Below are 15866 nucleotides of genomic sequence, written 5' to 3'. Positions count from 1 at the left end.
GGTAAATGGCATTTTTCCCGTTCTGGGGCTGGGAACTATGGACGGCTTTACCCTGCGCAGTGAGCTTCGCCCAGAGGGCCCCTTTGTGGGTGTAAACCGGGTTCATACTGGTGGGCTCACCCGCGATGGCGAAATCGGCTTTGATCCCGGATTTCATCAGGTGCCTGATCCCGTCATTACCAGCCTCTTCACCCATGACAGCGGCAAAGACTACCTCGTATTTTAAGTCTTGCGGGTTTTTCTTTAGGACCTCGGTCAAGGCCCAGAGCATGGAGGCCAAGGGGCCTTTGGTGTCGGATGAACCGCGACCGTAGAGTTTTCCAGCTTTGATTTTTGGATCAAAAGGGTCGATAGTCATGCCGCCGACGCTGACGGTGTCGATATGAGGGCAGAGGATGATCCGGGGCAGTTTGCCCTTGGTACTTTTGGTCGATCCGATCACATTGGGGCGGTTTGGATAAACGGTCTGGAGTTTAGTGTCCAGTCCGATGGATTTGAAATAACCGGACAAATACTCCGCAATTTGCGCTTCGTTAGCTTTTTCTCTGGGGACCCCGGGATCCCCATCGGGATTAACACTACAGATGGAAACGAGATCTTGGAGGAGTGCAACGACGTTCGACGGCTTTTTCATAGGTTTTTAAAGGGCTCCAAATGATTCGGGGATTGGAATTCTGATACCTCATGAAGCTAGGGGATATTTCTCTCACTGAAAAACAAAAAAGGGAGAAATTATTTAGATCACAGGAATGGTCCAGTTTTCTAAGGGGAGATTTTTTATTCGTGTAAAGTAACGGGTATTATTGCTCACTAAAATCAAGTTATGATTGAGCGCTGTGGCAGCGATCAAAAGATCAAAATCATCAAGTCTCTCCCCAGCCTTTTCAAGGCATGACTTGAGTTCAGCAAATGTCTCCATAATCGCGGGAGCGACAGGTTCTATAGGATAAATTTCTGATAATTGCCTGACAAGAGAGATGTTTTTCAGGGTGTTAGATGATGTCCGCGCCCCGCAAAGGAGTTCCCCGTAACTCGCGACAGAGATACCCTTTGGGTCATTTTTTTTCAGATTGGAAGTGGGAGATAACGGTCGGATTCCCTTTAAATGCAAAAATGAGTGTGTCTGAATCAATCAAATACATTTTTTAAGGGCTTTCTGTTTTTCCTTGAAGAACGCATGTTTGAAATGACTTTTTCCATGCCCCGGTTAGGGAGAGGAATGCCTCTGTTGCTTTCAGATTAAGTTTATGGGGGTGGGAAAGGTGAGTTTTGAGGATGTGAATGACCTCTTGGCTGATGGAACGATTCTCATCTTTGGCACGTTTACCCAGCTGACGGTAAAGCCCCGGGTCGATGCCTTTCACCTGTAGATTTGACATGGATAGAGAATGCCGTCTCAATCATGCGAAAGTAATCAATACTCATGAATTCTGATTACTCACGATAGGGTGTATTTTTCCTTATCTCTCGGAGTGATGTACATCAGGAAAGACGCAGATAATCTTGGATGGTTATATGAGAAGGGCGTAGGTGTTGATAAGGATGATGTTGAAGCTCTGGTTTGGATGAGTTTGGCGGCTCAATCGGGTAATGCAAATGCAGTAAATGACTGTAATCGTCTTGAAAAGAAGTTATCACCCGAAAAGATATCTCTCGCCCAGAAACGGAGCCAGGAGCTGGTTAAACTCATTAAGGAAAACAGAGCGAAAAAGGCTCGATCTGGGGATTAATCAGTCCAATCCACTTTTGGAAAATCATTAAGCAAATTCCACCACGAAGCATTTTAAAAGGCCTGAAAATTTTCAGGACCAAAGATCAAGCAGCGGTGAAACTCAGGGGGAGTTTGCCGTTGCCGCAGATGATTTTGAGGTTTTTATCGGGGGCATTGTCGGAGAGGTCAACGGAGCCTCCGGCTTCTTCGATGAGGACTTTCCCGGCGGCGACATCCCAGAGGCCGATATTCTTTTCGATGTAACCGTCCAAACGTCCACAGGAGATCCATGCCATGGCGAGGGCGGCGGAACCCATATTGCGGAGTTTTTTCGAATTCAAGGAATAGTAACCGATTAATTTCAGCCCCGCTTCGATACTGTCATTATATTTACTCATACCCACGACGAGGATGGAGTCTTTGAGTTGGTCGCGGTTACTGACTTTGATCGGTTTTCCGTTAAGCGAGGCACCTTTGCCTTTTTCAGCGGTGAACATTTCATCGAGGATCGGGTCATAGATGACCCCTAGGATGATTTCTCCGTTCCTCTCGAGCCCGATGGAAATGGCAAAGTGTGGGATACCGTAAGAGAAATTCACCGTGCCGTCGATGGGGTCGATAATCCAGCGGTATTCGCTTGATTGATTCCCGAGGATTCCTTCCTCACCAAAGATCGCATGATCGGAATGGTTTTTAAGGAGGATGGATTCAATTAATTTCTGGCTTTGGATATCGAGCTCGAGCTTTATGTCGTGGGCATGGTTTTCATTAACCACGAGTTCTGTGCCGAAATTCGCGCGGAGCAATTTTCCCGCTTCCTGTGCTGCCGTGATCGCTGTAGAAAGAAACATGCGAGCCAAGTTCCGCAATTTGCGCGGTTCTGTCAATTTTAAACCATGATCTTTAGAATGTATGTTCTTGAATGGCGTCCAAGACGACGGGGATTTTATCGAAGGCATTAGCTGGCCAATCCTCGGAAATCTCGAAGGCGAGTTGTTTGCCTTTGACGGAAGCCTCATCGATCATTTCATGCACCCGTTGGCTGAGCTGTTGATCCGGCAGACCATAATTTTCGAGGTTAATATTCACCCAGAAAAGTTTGTCGGGCCAAATGGCGCGGGCTTCAGCGAGTGATTGATCCCCTTCAGGCTGACAGGTCAGGGACTCTATCAGGTCCATGGGAGATTTCGCGATGAGATCGCGGCAGCCTTTGGTTTTGCCGTCATAATGGGTGCCGACGACTTTCCCGGCCTTTTGGAGGGTGGGGAAATATTTTTCGTAGATTGGCTTGAGGAATTTATCGAATCGTTTAGGCCCGCTTTGATCGGCTGTGTAATTTTCCAGAACGGTGACATACTGGACATCAGGATCGATTTCTGCGGCGATTTCTATCCTCTGAGCAAAGTTTCTCTCAATGGCATGATAAAGATCAATCATTTCTTCTTCCATATCAGCGACCTGGAGCGCGTACATCTCGAGTCCCGCATAATCGACGATGATATGTTGGTAAGGGGTCCTCTCAATAAATAACATGGGAGCCATTTGGATGGAAAGGGCCGTTTTCTTGATTTGATAATAACTTTCAGGATCAGGCTCCACGACAGTATTCTCCATGATATAAGTCATGACCTTGTAATCTTCCGGGGTCTTCAGCCAGAAATCCTTATTCCATCCTTCAGCACAAGTGCACCAGACATTTCCCACAGGCGTTTCCCAGTTAATCCGCGTGATCTGAGTGCCGTTTTCCTCGTATTTCTCGATTCTTTCCGTGAGATTTTTCCGAACGGTTTTGTACGGGATAATATGACGAACAGGTATGAATCCGTGTTCACATACATGACTCAATCTGCTTGACGGATCAGTGTAGATCTCATCTTTATGGAACCACCCATAAAAGGTATAGGGGATGCTAGAGGGTTTATTGCCAGACCAAAAGGCATTCAAATCATCTAAGCGTTGTTGAAATGGGATCTTTTTCATGAAGACAATCTATCAGCCTCGCGGATGACAGGATATGATTATACTCAGATGAATCAGGACAAATACCGTTCTGTTTGCTTTAAATTCTAATAGCAGGATTATGCATGGTATAGAGTTTTATAGCCGCGATGAATCTAAAGGTACCAGAGCACTTATTATCGATAGATAGACTCCTGCTCCCCCCCCCGTAAATACCTGTTCCTACCGTATCCTTATGCTGTGGCAGTTTCGGTCGCTTCTGCCGCTGCTGTGGCCGCGGCGAGTTGCGGGGTGTCGAGGGGTTTACCCATGCTTTCGGAGATCGTGGGGATTTCGCCCTCGAGGGTGTGCCCGTGGACGGGGACTTCCGATTTATTAAATTTCACGGAGACGAGGCGTGAGACACCACTTTCCTGCATGGTGACCCCGTAAAGCACATCGGCAATCGAGATGGTCCGTTTATTATGGGTAATCAGGAGGAATTGAGACTGCCCGACAAAACGTTTCAGGATTTTTATAAAACGGTTGATATTAGATTCATCCAAGGGAGCGTCCATTTCGTCGAGGACACAAAAGGGACTGGGTTTGACCATGTACATGGAGAAAAGTAGGGCGACCGCGGTCATGGTGCGTTCACCACCGGAGAGGAGGGAAATGCTCTGGAGCTGTTTGCCCGGGGGCTTGGCGACGATATCGATGCCGCACTCCAGCGGATCATTTTCATCGGCCAGAATGAGGTTTGCCTTACCACCGCCAAAGAGCTCGACAAAGAGGGTTTGGAAATTTGCCTTAATGGCGTGGAAAGTGTCGGTAAACATTTTTTCTGTCGTCTTATTGATCTGAGCAATGGCCTCGCACAGGTTAGCCTTCGCCGCTTCGAGGTCGTTAAATTCCTTTGTGAGGAAATCATGACGTTTCTCGAGGTCGTCATACTCGGCGATCGCCTCGATATTCACAGGGCCCATATCGTCGATCTTGGCTTGGAGATCATCGACAAAAGGTTGGAGATCATCCATGGATGAAGGAATTTCTTCCCCGATAATCTGCATCTCGAGCTGGATTTCCTCGATTTTGACTTGGTATTTTTTGGTGATCGATTCGCTCAGGGTATTCAGTATCATGCGTTTCTGAGCGATTTGCACGTCCATGCTCCCGCGTTTGGTCTGGAGTTCGTATTGCAGGCGGCGTTTTCCCTTGAGTTCATTATCCGCAGCCTCGATTTTTTGGAGGACAGCGAGTTTGTGTGTGCCGAGCTCATCGATCCGGGACTGGATCGCGCGGATTTCCTCATCAGCGGCACCGAGGCCGTTTTCGGCCTCATCACTTTGGAGGCGCAGGGAGGTGACGCGGTCATTAAATTTTCCGATATCACTCTGGCGGTTGGTGATGGCTTCATTCAGCTCGATGACACGGGCGCGAATCGGGGCTTCTTGGGTTTCTAAGGATTGTTTTCTTTGCTGGATGGTCGCGTGGGTGACTTTGTTTTCCATCAGCTCTGCCCGTGCGGTGGACTCTTCCTCGCTGAGGGCGGAGAGCTCGGCCTGGGCACGTTCAAATTCATTTTTCTTTTCAGATTCACGCACCCTGGCTGCCTCGACATCGTGGGAGATTTGCTCTTTGCGCGCGGCGAGTTGGGCGGTTTTCTCTGAGCAACTCTGGACTTCTGCCGCCATTTGCTCGAGGCGGCGGCCGTGTTCCTCGATTTCACGGGTGTTATGACGGATATCGTTGGTTTTGGTCAGGAGATCGTTTTCGGCTGTACGGAGCTCACCTCGCAAGCCGGAGACCTCCTCACCTAGGGTTTTGCGTTGTTCAGCGAGGGACTCGGACTCCAGCGCAAATTGCGCGGCACGGGAATCGACCTCGAGGATTTTGGTATTGAGCTCTTCCTGCAAGGCTTTGCGGGTGAGGATCGTGCTGGCGACCTCACCGGTCTCACCCCCACGAATGACTCCGAGACGGCTGACGGTTTCACCACTGAGTGTGACAAAGTCGAGTGCGGCATGAGCCGCGCGTAAGCGCAAGGCTGAGTCGATGTCAGCGACCAGCACCGTGTGGCCGAGGAGCGAGCGCAGGAACGGGGTGACCTCGTCATCCATCTGGATTTTATCATTGAGCCAACAAATGCCGCCTTCGGGCAGGGCGCAGGTAGAAATAACGGAATCAGGCAAGTCGAGGACTTTGAGAGTGGCAAGGCCGAGCTTTTGATTTTTGAGGGCCTCGATGATCCGTCCGGAAATCGCGGCTCCCCGGACGAGGATCGTTTGGAGATGGGTGTCGAGGCTGGATTCCACGGCTTTGATGAAATCCGGGGCGACCTTGATATGATCGGCGACGGTGCCACACAGAGAGCTAGTGGCTTCCTGGAGGGCGGTGCCTTTCAGGACACTTTGGGTGCCGGTGGAGTACCCTTCGAGCTCCTGCGCAAGTTGCGCGAGCATGTCCATGCGGCCCTGATAATCGGCGAGCAATTTGCGGGCGTCATTGAGCTTTTGGGTGGTGTCCTGCCAGGCACTTTGTTTCGAGGCCATCTCGGCTTCGGTTTCGGAAATGAGCGCGGCGAGAGTTTCGACATTTTGTTGGGAAGAAGCGCGTGAGGCCTGTTGCTCGGATAAACGGATTTCAGAAGAGGCTTTGGCCTCCTCGAGGCGCGCACTTTCACTGGTGAGACTGTCACGGCGGACTTCTAGGGCGTGGAATTGGTTATCGAGGGCTGTGGCTTGGGCTTGGAGATTCGCCGTGGTCTTTTCGATTTCCTGGATTTCGCGGCGGAGGGTGTCTTGTTCGGCGATTTTACTCCGGACACCACGGGCGATTTCCTCGACGCGGGATTCCTGAGCGCGGAGGGTTTCAGTGGCATGGGTCAGCTGGCTGAGGCATTCACCGAGCTGGCCTTGGATTTCAATCAGGGAAGACTCCTGAATGTTGATTTTTTCTTCATTACCAGATATGTCGATGCGGTATTGCTCGATTAAACTCTCGGCCTCGGAGATACGTTCTGCATTGACCCGGACGATGGAACGGGCCTGGTCGATCTGGTGGCGGAGGTCGGAGTGTTGTTGGCGGGCCTCGGTGGCACGTTGCTCGATGAGGTCGAGCTCTGATCGGTGGTCGGAGACTTGGGTTTCCTGAGTTTCTAAGGTGAGCGAGAGCTGTTCGAAATCGGATTTGATTGATTGGGCGCTGCTTTCAAATTCATTAATCTCGAGGGAGAGTTTCTCATAACGCAGGCGGGCGAGGCGTGTCTCGGCCACGCGGAGTTTCTCGATGATTTCTTTATAACGGCGGGCTTTACCGGCTTGGCGTTGGAGGGAGCCGATCTGGCGGCGGACTTCCTTCACGATATCGGTGAGGCGCAGGAGATTGGCCTCGGTGTACTCGAGCCTACGCAGGGCTTCTTTTTTCTGGGATTTGTAACGGGTGATCCCGGCGGCTTCTTCAAAGACCTCGCGGCGGTCCTCGGGTTTGGCGGAGAGGATTTTATCGATCTTTCCTTGCTCCATGATCGAGTAAGCACTGCGGCCGACACCCGTATCCATAAAGAGCTGCTGGATATCTTTGAGCCGGGAAGGGACTTTATTAATCTCGTATTCGCTGGCACCGTCACGGTACACGCGGCGGCAGATGGTGACCTCGTTATACTCGAGACCGAGTTCATCCCCACAATCCGAAAAGGTGAGCGCGACCTCGGCCATCCCGAGGGGTTTACGGGTGTCTGTTCCATTAAAAATGACATCTTGCATAGATGAACCGCGCAGGGCCTTGGCGGATTGTTCACCCAAAACCCAACGGAGCGAGTCGAGAACGTTACTTTTTCCGCAACCATTTGGTCCTACGATCGCGGTGACTCCCGAGGGGAAATGCAAATCGGTTTTGTCGGCAAAACTTTTAAATCCTTGAATCGAAAGGGTCTTGAGATACATGGGTGCGAAGCCTAGTGCTCCGAATAAGGATTTCAAGAAAAATACACAACTAATAGTGGTATTCTTCCATTCTGACGCAATATGAGGGGTAAAATACCACATAAAATCCCTTCAGACTTATTCATTAAAAATAGGTAAATATGATGCAAATTGTTTATTTTTAGGTCTTTAAAGGACACGGTAAGACGGGAGGAATTCATCCGTTTTTATCAAATGCTTCGCAGTATAAGGAATTCAGGGGGGGATTTTTCGAGAGAAAAAAGCAAATTGCTTAGACAAAGAGGAAGGGGTAGAACGTCCTTTGGTCGAAGATGGCGGAAATCCGGACACTTGAAGCGCTTTACGAGAGGCATAGCCAGAGGCTTTATTCCTTCCTGACGGGTTTTCTACGGAATGAGGGCGATACAAAGGATGTCCTCCCGCAGGTTTTCCTTAAGCTCGCACGCAAAGGCGATTTGCTCGACGGTGCGGATGACGAAGCGGCTTTTTTTTCTCCTCCGGCTCGCGCATAATAAAGCCATGGACCTGTGCCGGCGTCGGGGTTCGCGCACGGCACGACATGAGGCTTGGGAGGCCTTCTTATTTTGAGGAATCCGGACAGGCCGATACCGATCTGCTGCGCCATGTACTCTCCGGGGCCTTTGGACGACATCACCCCGAAGACCAGAGGGCCGTGGTGGAGCTGTAGCTCTGGCAGGAAATGACTTTCGCGCAGATTGCGGTGGTTTTAGGAATCTCGGGCAATACCGCTATTACCTGAAAAATAAAACTTACCCCGAGGAGTTAGAGCAACTTGTCCCAGAGTATGCGCTCAATGTGCCTACGGATAGAATCGACGGGAACCCCCGGCGTTACGAGCGGATCAGTGCCCTATCATACCGCCTTTATTCCGTCAGCCTAAACCTGAAAGATGACGGGGGAGTGAGGGGACAGGACAAAGATCAAATGGACGGTGACCTCGTTTGGGAAGTCGGTGTCAATTAATTATCTATTAATCAGGTTTTCCCCTGCTTATTTAGTCTATTTACGATCATAAGTTCTTCTTTTGAAATAGGTAATAATTGCTAAGAACACCGTTTAAAGAATATTTACTACCGTTTGTAGAAGACTTCTTTCGTCAATATATTTTTTAAGTTAGCGTGTTTCTAACGGAGGAAATATGGTTCAACCAATTCATCTAGAATTCACAAGAAACAGCGAAACAAAATTCATTTGCGACCGTCACAGCAGGTTTGAAGTCAGGATCCAAAGATCAGAAATTATTTACCGCAAAAGCTTTTCACACCGTACATTTGGAGGTGAGGCTTTGTCACTGAAGGCAGCGACGATTTGGCGTGACTATCTATTAGAGAAAGCGGGGCCTCCTTCCCCCCGCCCGTATAGCCTCAGCAAAAATAAGCGGAATAAAACCGGCAAGGTCGGTGTGGGTTTTGTCAAAAGAGTGCATGATGACAGTGTCGAAATAACCGGGGTAATCGCGCGCTGGCGTGATATATCGGGAAAATATATTTCCAAATGTTTTTCAGTAAGGAAAATGGGATTTGAAAAAGCCCTTAGTATAGCGACTCGACTCAGAGAAATCAAAGAACTCGAGCTTTCGTGTTACCACAAGATGGATAATATGGTGATTCACGGGAGCACCCTCCGGTTTCATCCTTCATAGGAGCGTTTTTTCCGTGACAGGACTCTAAGGGTGTTTATTCTGGGTGTTTCTTGAAAGGAAAAGAAGCACTAACCACTTATTTATATGAGCCAGAAAGATATCCTCTACTCCCTCGCCGCCACTCTTGGACAAAATGCGGAAAAAATCAAAAACTTCCATGTGGTCAGCGGTTTTGACGGGTTCGTCGATGAAATGATCAATGTGGTGCATGAACGCAAAGGTCATGCCGACTGGACCCATGTTAAGGACATCGATACGTTTGGCTCCATGATCAAAGCCGCTGCGGGGCGTTCGAGTCTGCGTGAGATCGTGATCCACCGTAATGACCCGGGCGGATGTTCGGTTAATCTCGGGGACGGGCTGATCAGCTTAGGAGTACCTCTGCATAACTTTGCGACACTGGGGAATCCCCGGCATCCGGCTTTTGATGACTTTGCCGCCCGCTGCAAAATGTGTGTGTCATGGGGGAAATCTTATGGGCGCACTCTGGCCTTTGAATTCCAAGACGGCAAAGTCATGCTCAGTGCCGTCACCCAGCTCGCCGAGCTCGACGGGGCATTGATCGATCAGGTGCTTGCAGACGGTGTTTTCGAGGCGGAATGTAAAAAAGCGGGTTTGATCGCGATGACGAACTGGACACTTTATCCTCACATGACGGCTGTCTGGCGTAAATTGCAGCAGGAGGTTTATCGTAAGTTAACCCAACGCCCGTGGATATTCCTCGACTTAGTCGATCCCAGTAGCCGCGCCAAAGAGGATATCGCCGAGATGTTAGTGGCCCTGAAGGATTTTGAGAAATATGGACGCACGATCCTCGGAGTGAATGGGAATGAAGGAAATATTGTCGCCGGCTTGCTTGGCCTGCCCAGCGCCGAAAATAACCCCGAGGCTGTCGCCGCCCAAGCCGCGCAGATCCGGGAGAGTCTCGGTATATCTGAGGTGGTCACCCATTGTGTGAAATTTGCGGCGATGGCGGATAATACAGGCCAGTATTCTGCTGACGGTCCGTATTGTGCGAATCCAAAGAAAAGTACGGGGGCAGGGGATCGCTTTAATGCCGGTTACTGCTGCGCCCAGCTCCTCGGGCTCGATCCTGTATCCCGTCTGACCATGGGGAATGCCACCTCCGGATTTTTTGTGCGCCAAGCCCGCAGTGCAAGTTGCGCGGAATTAGTCGGATTTGTCCGTGCCTGGGCTGATGGAAAGACCGATTAAGCGGCTTTAAAAGAGATTTTCAGGTAGATACTTCCTGTTTTTTTAGCTGAACCCCGTTTTTTTATTTGAAGAGACGGGTATTTTTAGCCATTTTGTCACACTCACATATTAACTTGATAAAACCTATGGCTAACCCACTTGATTTCTCTCGGAAAACCTTTGACCTCAGCAACGGCAAAAAGGGGAACTTTTATTCGCTGGCAGAACTCGAATCCAAAGGATTCGGTAAAATCTCCCGTTTGCCTGTATCCATCCGGATCGTCTTGGAGTCCGTGCTCCGGAATTGTGACGGGCTAAAAATCTCCGAGCAGGATGTCAAAAATCTCGCCGCATGGAAACCTATCGAATCCCGCGTGAATGAAATTCCTTTTGTCGTGGCAAGGATCGTCCTCCAGGATTTTACCGGGGTGCCACTCTTGGTCGATCTAGCAGCGATGCGTTCGGCCATTTCTCGCATGGGAAAGAATGCAAAGGTGGTCGAGCCCCTCGTTCCTGTCGATCTGGTCGTGGACCACTCGGTGCAGGTGGATTTCGCCGGGGACAAGGATTCATACGAAAAGAATCTCGACCTGGAATTTAAACGTAACCGCGAACGTTATGAATTCCTCAAGTGGGGCATGCAAGCTTTTGAAACCTTTAAGGTCGTGCCCCCCGGTATCGGGATCGTGCATCAGGTAAATCTCGAATACCTCGCCAAAGGCATCCTCGAAAAAGACGGGGTCTTTTATCCGGACACCCTCGTCGGGACCGATTCACACACGACCATGATTAATGGTCTGGGCATTGTCGGCTGGGGCGTGGGCGGGATCGAGGCTGAGGCGGGAATGCTCGGGCAACCGGTTTATTTCCTGACCCCTGACGTGGTCGGTGTCCATCTCACGGGCAAATTGCGCGAGGGTGTCACAGCTACTGATCTAGCCCTGACCGTCACCCAGCTTTTACGGAAGACAAAAGTCGTCGGCAAATTTGTGGAGTTTTTCGGGCCCGGTGCGAAGGCCTTACCCGTCGTGGATCGTGCGACGATTGCGAATATGGCTCCTGAATACGGGGCGACCATGGGATTCTTCCCCGTTGATGAGGAATGTGTGAATTACCTCCGCGCCACCGGACGCGAGGAAATGCACCTGACCGATTATACAAATTATTATAAGGCCCAAGGACTCTTTGGTATCCCAGAAAAGGGCGAGGTGGATTACAGTCAGGTCATCGAAATCGATCTCGATACAGTCGTGCCTTCTGTCGCCGGACCAAAACGTCCCCAAGACCGTATCGAGCTGCCCAGACTCAAAGAAGAGTTTGTCAGTGCATTCTCAAAGCCCGTGGCTGATGGAGGATTCGGACACAAAGCGGAAAATTTCAAATCAGTATCCGCTGAAGTGAATGGTTATGGCCACGGTAAAGGCAAAATCGGGCACGGCAGTGTCTTGATCGCCGCGATCACGAGCTGTACAAATACCTCAAATCCCAGTGTCATGCTCGCCGCCGGTCTCGTCGCGAAAAAAGCTGTCGAGGCCGGGTTAAAACCCCATCCCGCAGTCAAATCCTCCCTCGGACCGGGGTCACGTGTAGTCACCGATTACCTGACCCAGACCGGGCTCCAGCCCTACTTTGACCAGCTTGGGTTTAACCTCGTCGGTTACGGCTGCACGACCTGCATCGGGAATTCCGGCCCCCTCGACCCATCGATCGAAAAGGTGGTCGTGGATAATGACCTCGTCGCGGCCTCGGTCCTCAGTGGTAACCGTAATTTTGAGGCCCGTGTCCACCAGAATATCAAATCAAACTTCCTCATGAGTCCTCCTTTGGTGGTGGCATTTGCCCTCGCCGGACGTGTGGATATCGACATGTCCAAAGACCCCATCGGGAAAGGTAATAATGGACAGGACGTTTATTTGAAAGATATCTGGCCCACGATCAAGGAGGTCGCCGACCTCATGCATTCAGCCATGAAACCGGAAGTCTTCCGTAAACTTTACAGCGATTTCGTCAGCCAGAATCCGAAATGGAACGAAATCCCGTCCTCGGTAGGAGACGTCTTTGAGTGGGACGAGAAGAGTACCTACATTCAGGAACCTCCCTTTTTCATCGGGTTCCAGACCCAGCCCGGGCAAATTGCGCCGATCGAAGGGGCCCACGCCCTCGGCATTTTCGGGGATAGTGTCACGACCGACCACATTTCACCCGCTGGTGCGATCAAGCAGAATTCCCCAGCTGGTAAACACTTGATCGAAAAGGGGGTCACCTTCGAAGACTTTAATAGCTACGGTTCACGCCGGGGTAATGACCGGATCATGACCCGTGGCACCTTTGCTAATGTCCGTATCAAAAACCTCATGGTTCCCGGTATCGAAGGTGGCGTGACGAAGCTCTACGGTGAAGGGGAACAAGTCTTTATCCATGATGCGGCGGAACATTATCAATCGAAAACAACCCCACTCATTATTTTTGCCGGGCACGAGTACGGAACCGGCTCCTCCCGCGACTGGGCGGCCAAAGGCACAGCCCTCCTCGGGGTTAAAGCCGTCGTCGCAGAGAGCTTTGAACGTATCCACCGCTCGAATCTCGTCGGGATGGGGGTTCTCCCCTTGCAATTCCATGACGGGGTCTCTGCACAGACTCTCGGGCTCGATGGTACGGAGAAATTCGACATCGTCGGCCTGACCAATGATGTCAAACCACAAAGTGAACTCATTCTCCGGATCATCCGCAAGGACGGGAAGAGCGAGGATGTCACGGTCAAATGCCGGATCGACACCCCCATCGAGGTCGAGTATTACCGCCACGGCGGTATCCTCCCCTACGTCCTGCGCCAGCTCGTCGCCAAGGCGTGAGTCCGAGCCACGATGATCCACAGATTTCACCGATTCACACAGATTTTTTTGTGTAGGGGGCGGTAATGATCTTGTCGTAATCTTTTCTTATCTCTGCCATCCCCCGATCTGGCGGGGACGGAGTGCTGATATCAGCAGTTAAAAAGTCGTAAAGGAATTTTTCTCATGTGGAAATATCCACAAAATGGCAGGATATCCACCGAGCAAAAATCCTTCATGACCCTTAATTCACCCACTCAAAATCCCGAAGAGCCTAAAAAATGAAAATAAAATCCTTTTCAGACACGGATACAGCACTTGTTGAGTTTAGCGATTTTCAGATTTCAGAAACTAAAGAAGTAAATGACAATATTTATATAGATTTAGATGCTGAAGGAAATTTAGTCAGTATGACAATTGAGCATGCGAAGTCACAAGCAAAGATCAAGGAGTTATCTTTTATAGAAATTGATAATTCTCAAGAAATAGCGGTCAAAAAGCCAACAACGCGATAGTGATAACGACTAACGTTCCACCTCACTTTGACGTTCGACGGAGAGAACGCTTGACCAAAAATGGATCAGGTTGATTGTGTTAGTGATGGTCATGAGCGTGGTCATAATGATTGTGTCGGGGCGGGAGTGATTTTTCTCCCTTGTGTTTCCTTGAGAATGTTCATTTTTGATCCTCTTGTAAGCTCGCCCATCACAGTGGTTAATACTTTTGAATTATACGGGATTCTGGCATTTGGACTGCTGCAAGGGGGTGAATGATGAAACCGATTTTAATGATTAAGGCCGGGACGACTTTCCCACGGATTCGAGCAAATTGCGGGGACGTGGAGAAATGGTATCTGGATGCTTTAGGTCCATTGGCCGGGCACGCCCGGGTTTGTGCCGCCTATGAAGGGGATCCTCTCCCGCCAGCGGAGAGTATCAGTGCGGTGATTATCAGCGGGGCCCATTGTATGGTCACGGACAAAGAGCCGTGGAGTGAGCAAATGGCGTCGTGGCTGCCGGGAGTCATCGCCCGGGGCGTGCCCGTGCTCGGGGTGTGTTACGGGCATCAGTTACTGACCCATGCCCTCGGGGGACAGGTCGGGTATCATCCCCGTGGGACGGAAGAGGGTACTTTCTCAGTGGAGTTCACCCCTGAAGCTTCTGGAGACCCGCTTTTTGGCCAGTTTCCGCGCCAGATAAAAGTCCATGCGAGCCATTCACAAACCGCCCTCCGTTTACCGGACGGGGCAAAAGTGCTCGGGGCAAATGGATTTGAACCCCATCATATCGTGCAATTTGCCCCGCGTGTCTGGGGGGTACAGTTCCACCCAGAATTTACCGAAGACATCATGCGCCTTTATATCGAGGAGGATGCGGCGGCCCTGAAAGAAGAGGGGGTGAATGTCGATGCCGCCCTTGCCTCAGTGGTCCCGACACCAGAGAGTAACCGGATCATCGAGCGATTTGCGCGGATGATCATTTAAAAAAATCGCTCTTTCCACTTGGCGAAGAGTCGTTTAGGTTAAACGCCACATGACGGATTTAAAATCACTTTTGGACACGGAATTAAAGGGTTGGGTAGGGGAACAATTTGAACCTCAATACCGGGCCGGGCAGATTCTGGATTGGATTTATAAGAAACGGGTAAAAAGCATTGATGCCATGAGCAATTTGCCTGTCGAGATGAGGAAAAAGATTTCCGAGCACTTTGTGCTGGGTAATCTGGAGCTCGTCCGCAAGCAGGGTTCGGCAGACACCACCCAGAAATTCCTCTGGAAACTCGCCGATGGCCAGATGATCGAGAGTGTATTGATCCCGGCAAATCCCGCCCTGTACGGCGAGACATCCGACCGCCACACGCTTTGTGTGTCCTCGCAAGTCGGGTGTGCTTATGGGTGTAAATTCTGTGCCAGTGGGCTCGACGGGTGGAAACGCAATTTGCTCCCCGACGAAATCGTCGGGCAGGTCATGGCCGCTGAAGAGCATGGCGGGCATAAAGTCAATAATATCGTTTTTATGGGAATGGGTGAGCCGCTGTCAAATTACAACAATTTGCTCAAGGCGATCCGGATTCTGAATGCCGAATGGGGTGTGGGGATAGGCGCCCGCAAGATGACCCTTTCCACCAGCGGACTGGTTCCTGAAATCAAACGCTTGGCGCAGGAACCCCAGCAGATCCGTCTGGCCATCTCTCTCCACGGGGCCACAGATGAGACTCGGGATAAAATCATGCCGGTGAATAAAAAATACCCGTTGGAAGAGCTTTTGGGTGCTTGCCGTGAATACCTGAAATTCCGCAGTCAGATGATTACCTTTGAATATATCCTGATAGCCGGGGTCAATGACTCCCCAGCGGACGCCGATGCCCTCGGAAAAATCTGTCGTAACCTCAAGGTCAAGGTGAACCTGATTCCCTACAATAAAGTCGACGGGCTGGAATGGACCCGGCCCACCGAGGCGCGACAAATTGCCTTTGCCGAAAAGGTCCGTTCCTACGATGTCACCGCGACGCTCCGCCTTGAAAAAGGCCACGACATCGACGCCGCCTGCGGCCAGCTCCGCCTCCAGGAAATGAAATCGGCGTAG

The 15866-nt window shown here is 50.6% G+C and carries 15 protein-coding genes; 9 read left to right on the top strand and 6 right to left on the bottom strand.

Annotated elements, in window-relative coordinates; translation table 11 throughout:
• The 6 genes from SGI98_10260 to smc form a co-directional block, all read right to left on the bottom strand.
• The coding region (locus tag SGI98_10260) for a M20/M25/M40 family metallo-hydrolase (protein ID MDZ4743786.1) at positions 1-634 on the bottom strand (634 nt) is incomplete at its 3' end.
• A 102-nt stretch (positions 635-736) separates the two neighbouring features.
• Positions 737-1111: a PIN domain-containing protein gene (locus SGI98_10255; GenBank protein ID MDZ4743785.1), complete on the bottom strand. Its 375-nt coding sequence runs from the start codon at positions 1109-1111 to the stop codon at positions 737-739.
• A 34-nt stretch (positions 1112-1145) separates the two neighbouring features.
• Positions 1146-1379, bottom strand: a complete 234-nt coding sequence (locus SGI98_10250) for a hypothetical protein (protein ID MDZ4743784.1) — start codon at positions 1377-1379, stop codon at positions 1146-1148.
• Between the two features lie 436 nt (positions 1380-1815).
• Entirely contained in the window at positions 1816-2562 is a 747-nt protein-coding gene (locus tag SGI98_10245; GenBank protein ID MDZ4743783.1) for an inositol monophosphatase family protein, read from the bottom strand.
• A 52-nt stretch (positions 2563-2614) separates the two neighbouring features.
• Entirely contained in the window at positions 2615-3691 is a 1077-nt protein-coding gene (locus tag SGI98_10240; GenBank protein MDZ4743782.1) for a hypothetical protein, read from the bottom strand.
• Positions 3692-3903: 212 nt separating this feature from the next.
• A complete protein-coding gene (gene smc / locus SGI98_10235; GenBank protein MDZ4743781.1) occupies positions 3904-7629 on the bottom strand; it encodes a chromosome segregation protein SMC in 3726 nt (1241 codons plus the stop codon).
• A 275-nt stretch (positions 7630-7904) separates the two neighbouring features.
• Between smc and SGI98_10230 the strand changes: the two genes are divergently transcribed.
• From SGI98_10230 to rlmN, 9 genes are all read left to right on the top strand, one after another.
• Positions 7905-8105 carry a hypothetical protein gene (locus tag SGI98_10230; protein ID MDZ4743780.1) on the top strand — a complete coding sequence of 67 codons (201 nt, stop codon included), beginning with the start codon at positions 7905-7907 and terminating at the stop codon, positions 8103-8105.
• A 47-nt stretch (positions 8106-8152) separates the two neighbouring features.
• Complete coding sequence (locus SGI98_10225; protein MDZ4743779.1) at positions 8153-8281, top strand: hypothetical protein; 129 nt, start codon at positions 8153-8155, stop codon at positions 8279-8281.
• A gap of 128 nt (positions 8282-8409) precedes the next feature.
• Positions 8410-8577, top strand: coding sequence for a hypothetical protein (locus SGI98_10220; protein MDZ4743778.1), 168 nt, complete (start codon positions 8410-8412; stop codon positions 8575-8577).
• Positions 8578-8752: 175 nt separating this feature from the next.
• Entirely contained in the window at positions 8753-9256 is a 504-nt protein-coding gene (locus tag SGI98_10215; protein ID MDZ4743777.1) for a hypothetical protein, read from the top strand.
• Positions 9257-9340: 84 nt separating this feature from the next.
• Entirely contained in the window at positions 9341-10471 is a 1131-nt protein-coding gene (locus SGI98_10210; GenBank protein MDZ4743776.1) for a PfkB family carbohydrate kinase, read from the top strand.
• Between the two features lie 125 nt (positions 10472-10596).
• The gene (gene acnA, locus SGI98_10205; protein MDZ4743775.1) at positions 10597-13302 is read left to right on the top strand and encodes an aconitate hydratase AcnA; all 2706 of its coding nucleotides are present in this window, start codon (positions 10597-10599) and stop codon (positions 13300-13302) included.
• Between the two features lie 260 nt (positions 13303-13562).
• A complete protein-coding gene (locus SGI98_10200) occupies positions 13563-13796 on the top strand; it encodes a DUF2283 domain-containing protein (GenBank protein ID MDZ4743774.1) in 234 nt (77 codons plus the stop codon).
• Between the two features lie 257 nt (positions 13797-14053).
• Positions 14054-14764 carry a glutamine amidotransferase gene (locus tag SGI98_10195; GenBank protein ID MDZ4743773.1) on the top strand — a complete coding sequence of 237 codons (711 nt, stop codon included), beginning with the start codon at positions 14054-14056 and terminating at the stop codon, positions 14762-14764.
• Between the two features lie 49 nt (positions 14765-14813).
• Positions 14814-15866: a 23S rRNA (adenine(2503)-C(2))-methyltransferase RlmN gene (gene rlmN, locus SGI98_10190; protein ID MDZ4743772.1), complete on the top strand. Its 1053-nt coding sequence runs from the start codon at positions 14814-14816 to the stop codon at positions 15864-15866.

The sequence above is a fragment of the Verrucomicrobiota bacterium genome, from assembly GCA_034440155.1.
Taxonomy (GTDB): Bacteria; Verrucomicrobiota; Verrucomicrobiia; order JAWXBN01; family JAWXBN01; genus JAWXBN01.
The sequence above is the reverse complement of the archived record's forward strand: the minus strand, read 5'-3'. Positions and strand labels throughout refer to the sequence as shown.

Coding starts and splice junctions, on each gene's coding strand:
- SGI98_10200 (MDZ4743774.1), top strand. CDS start 13,563: ATGAAAATAAAATCCTTTTCAGACACGGATACAGCACTTGTTGAGTTT.
- SGI98_10215 (MDZ4743777.1), top strand. CDS start 8,753: ATGGTTCAACCAATTCATCTAGAATTCACAAGAAACAGCGAAACAAAA.
- SGI98_10225 (MDZ4743779.1), top strand. CDS start 8,153: ATGAGGCTTGGGAGGCCTTCTTATTTTGAGGAATCCGGACAGGCCGAT.
- rlmN (MDZ4743772.1), top strand. CDS start 14,814: ATGACGGATTTAAAATCACTTTTGGACACGGAATTAAAGGGTTGGGTA.
- SGI98_10240 (MDZ4743782.1), bottom strand. CDS start 3,691: ATGAAAAAGATCCCATTTCAACAACGCTTAGATGATTTGAATGCCTTT.
- SGI98_10210 (MDZ4743776.1), top strand. CDS start 9,341: ATGAGCCAGAAAGATATCCTCTACTCCCTCGCCGCCACTCTTGGACAA.
- acnA (MDZ4743775.1), top strand. CDS start 10,597: ATGGCTAACCCACTTGATTTCTCTCGGAAAACCTTTGACCTCAGCAAC.
- SGI98_10245 (MDZ4743783.1), bottom strand. CDS start 2,562: ATGTTTCTTTCTACAGCGATCACGGCAGCACAGGAAGCGGGAAAATTG.
- SGI98_10230 (MDZ4743780.1), top strand. CDS start 7,905: ATGGCGGAAATCCGGACACTTGAAGCGCTTTACGAGAGGCATAGCCAG.
- SGI98_10195 (MDZ4743773.1), top strand. CDS start 14,054: ATGAAACCGATTTTAATGATTAAGGCCGGGACGACTTTCCCACGGATT.
- SGI98_10250 (MDZ4743784.1), bottom strand. CDS start 1,379: ATGTCAAATCTACAGGTGAAAGGCATCGACCCGGGGCTTTACCGTCAG.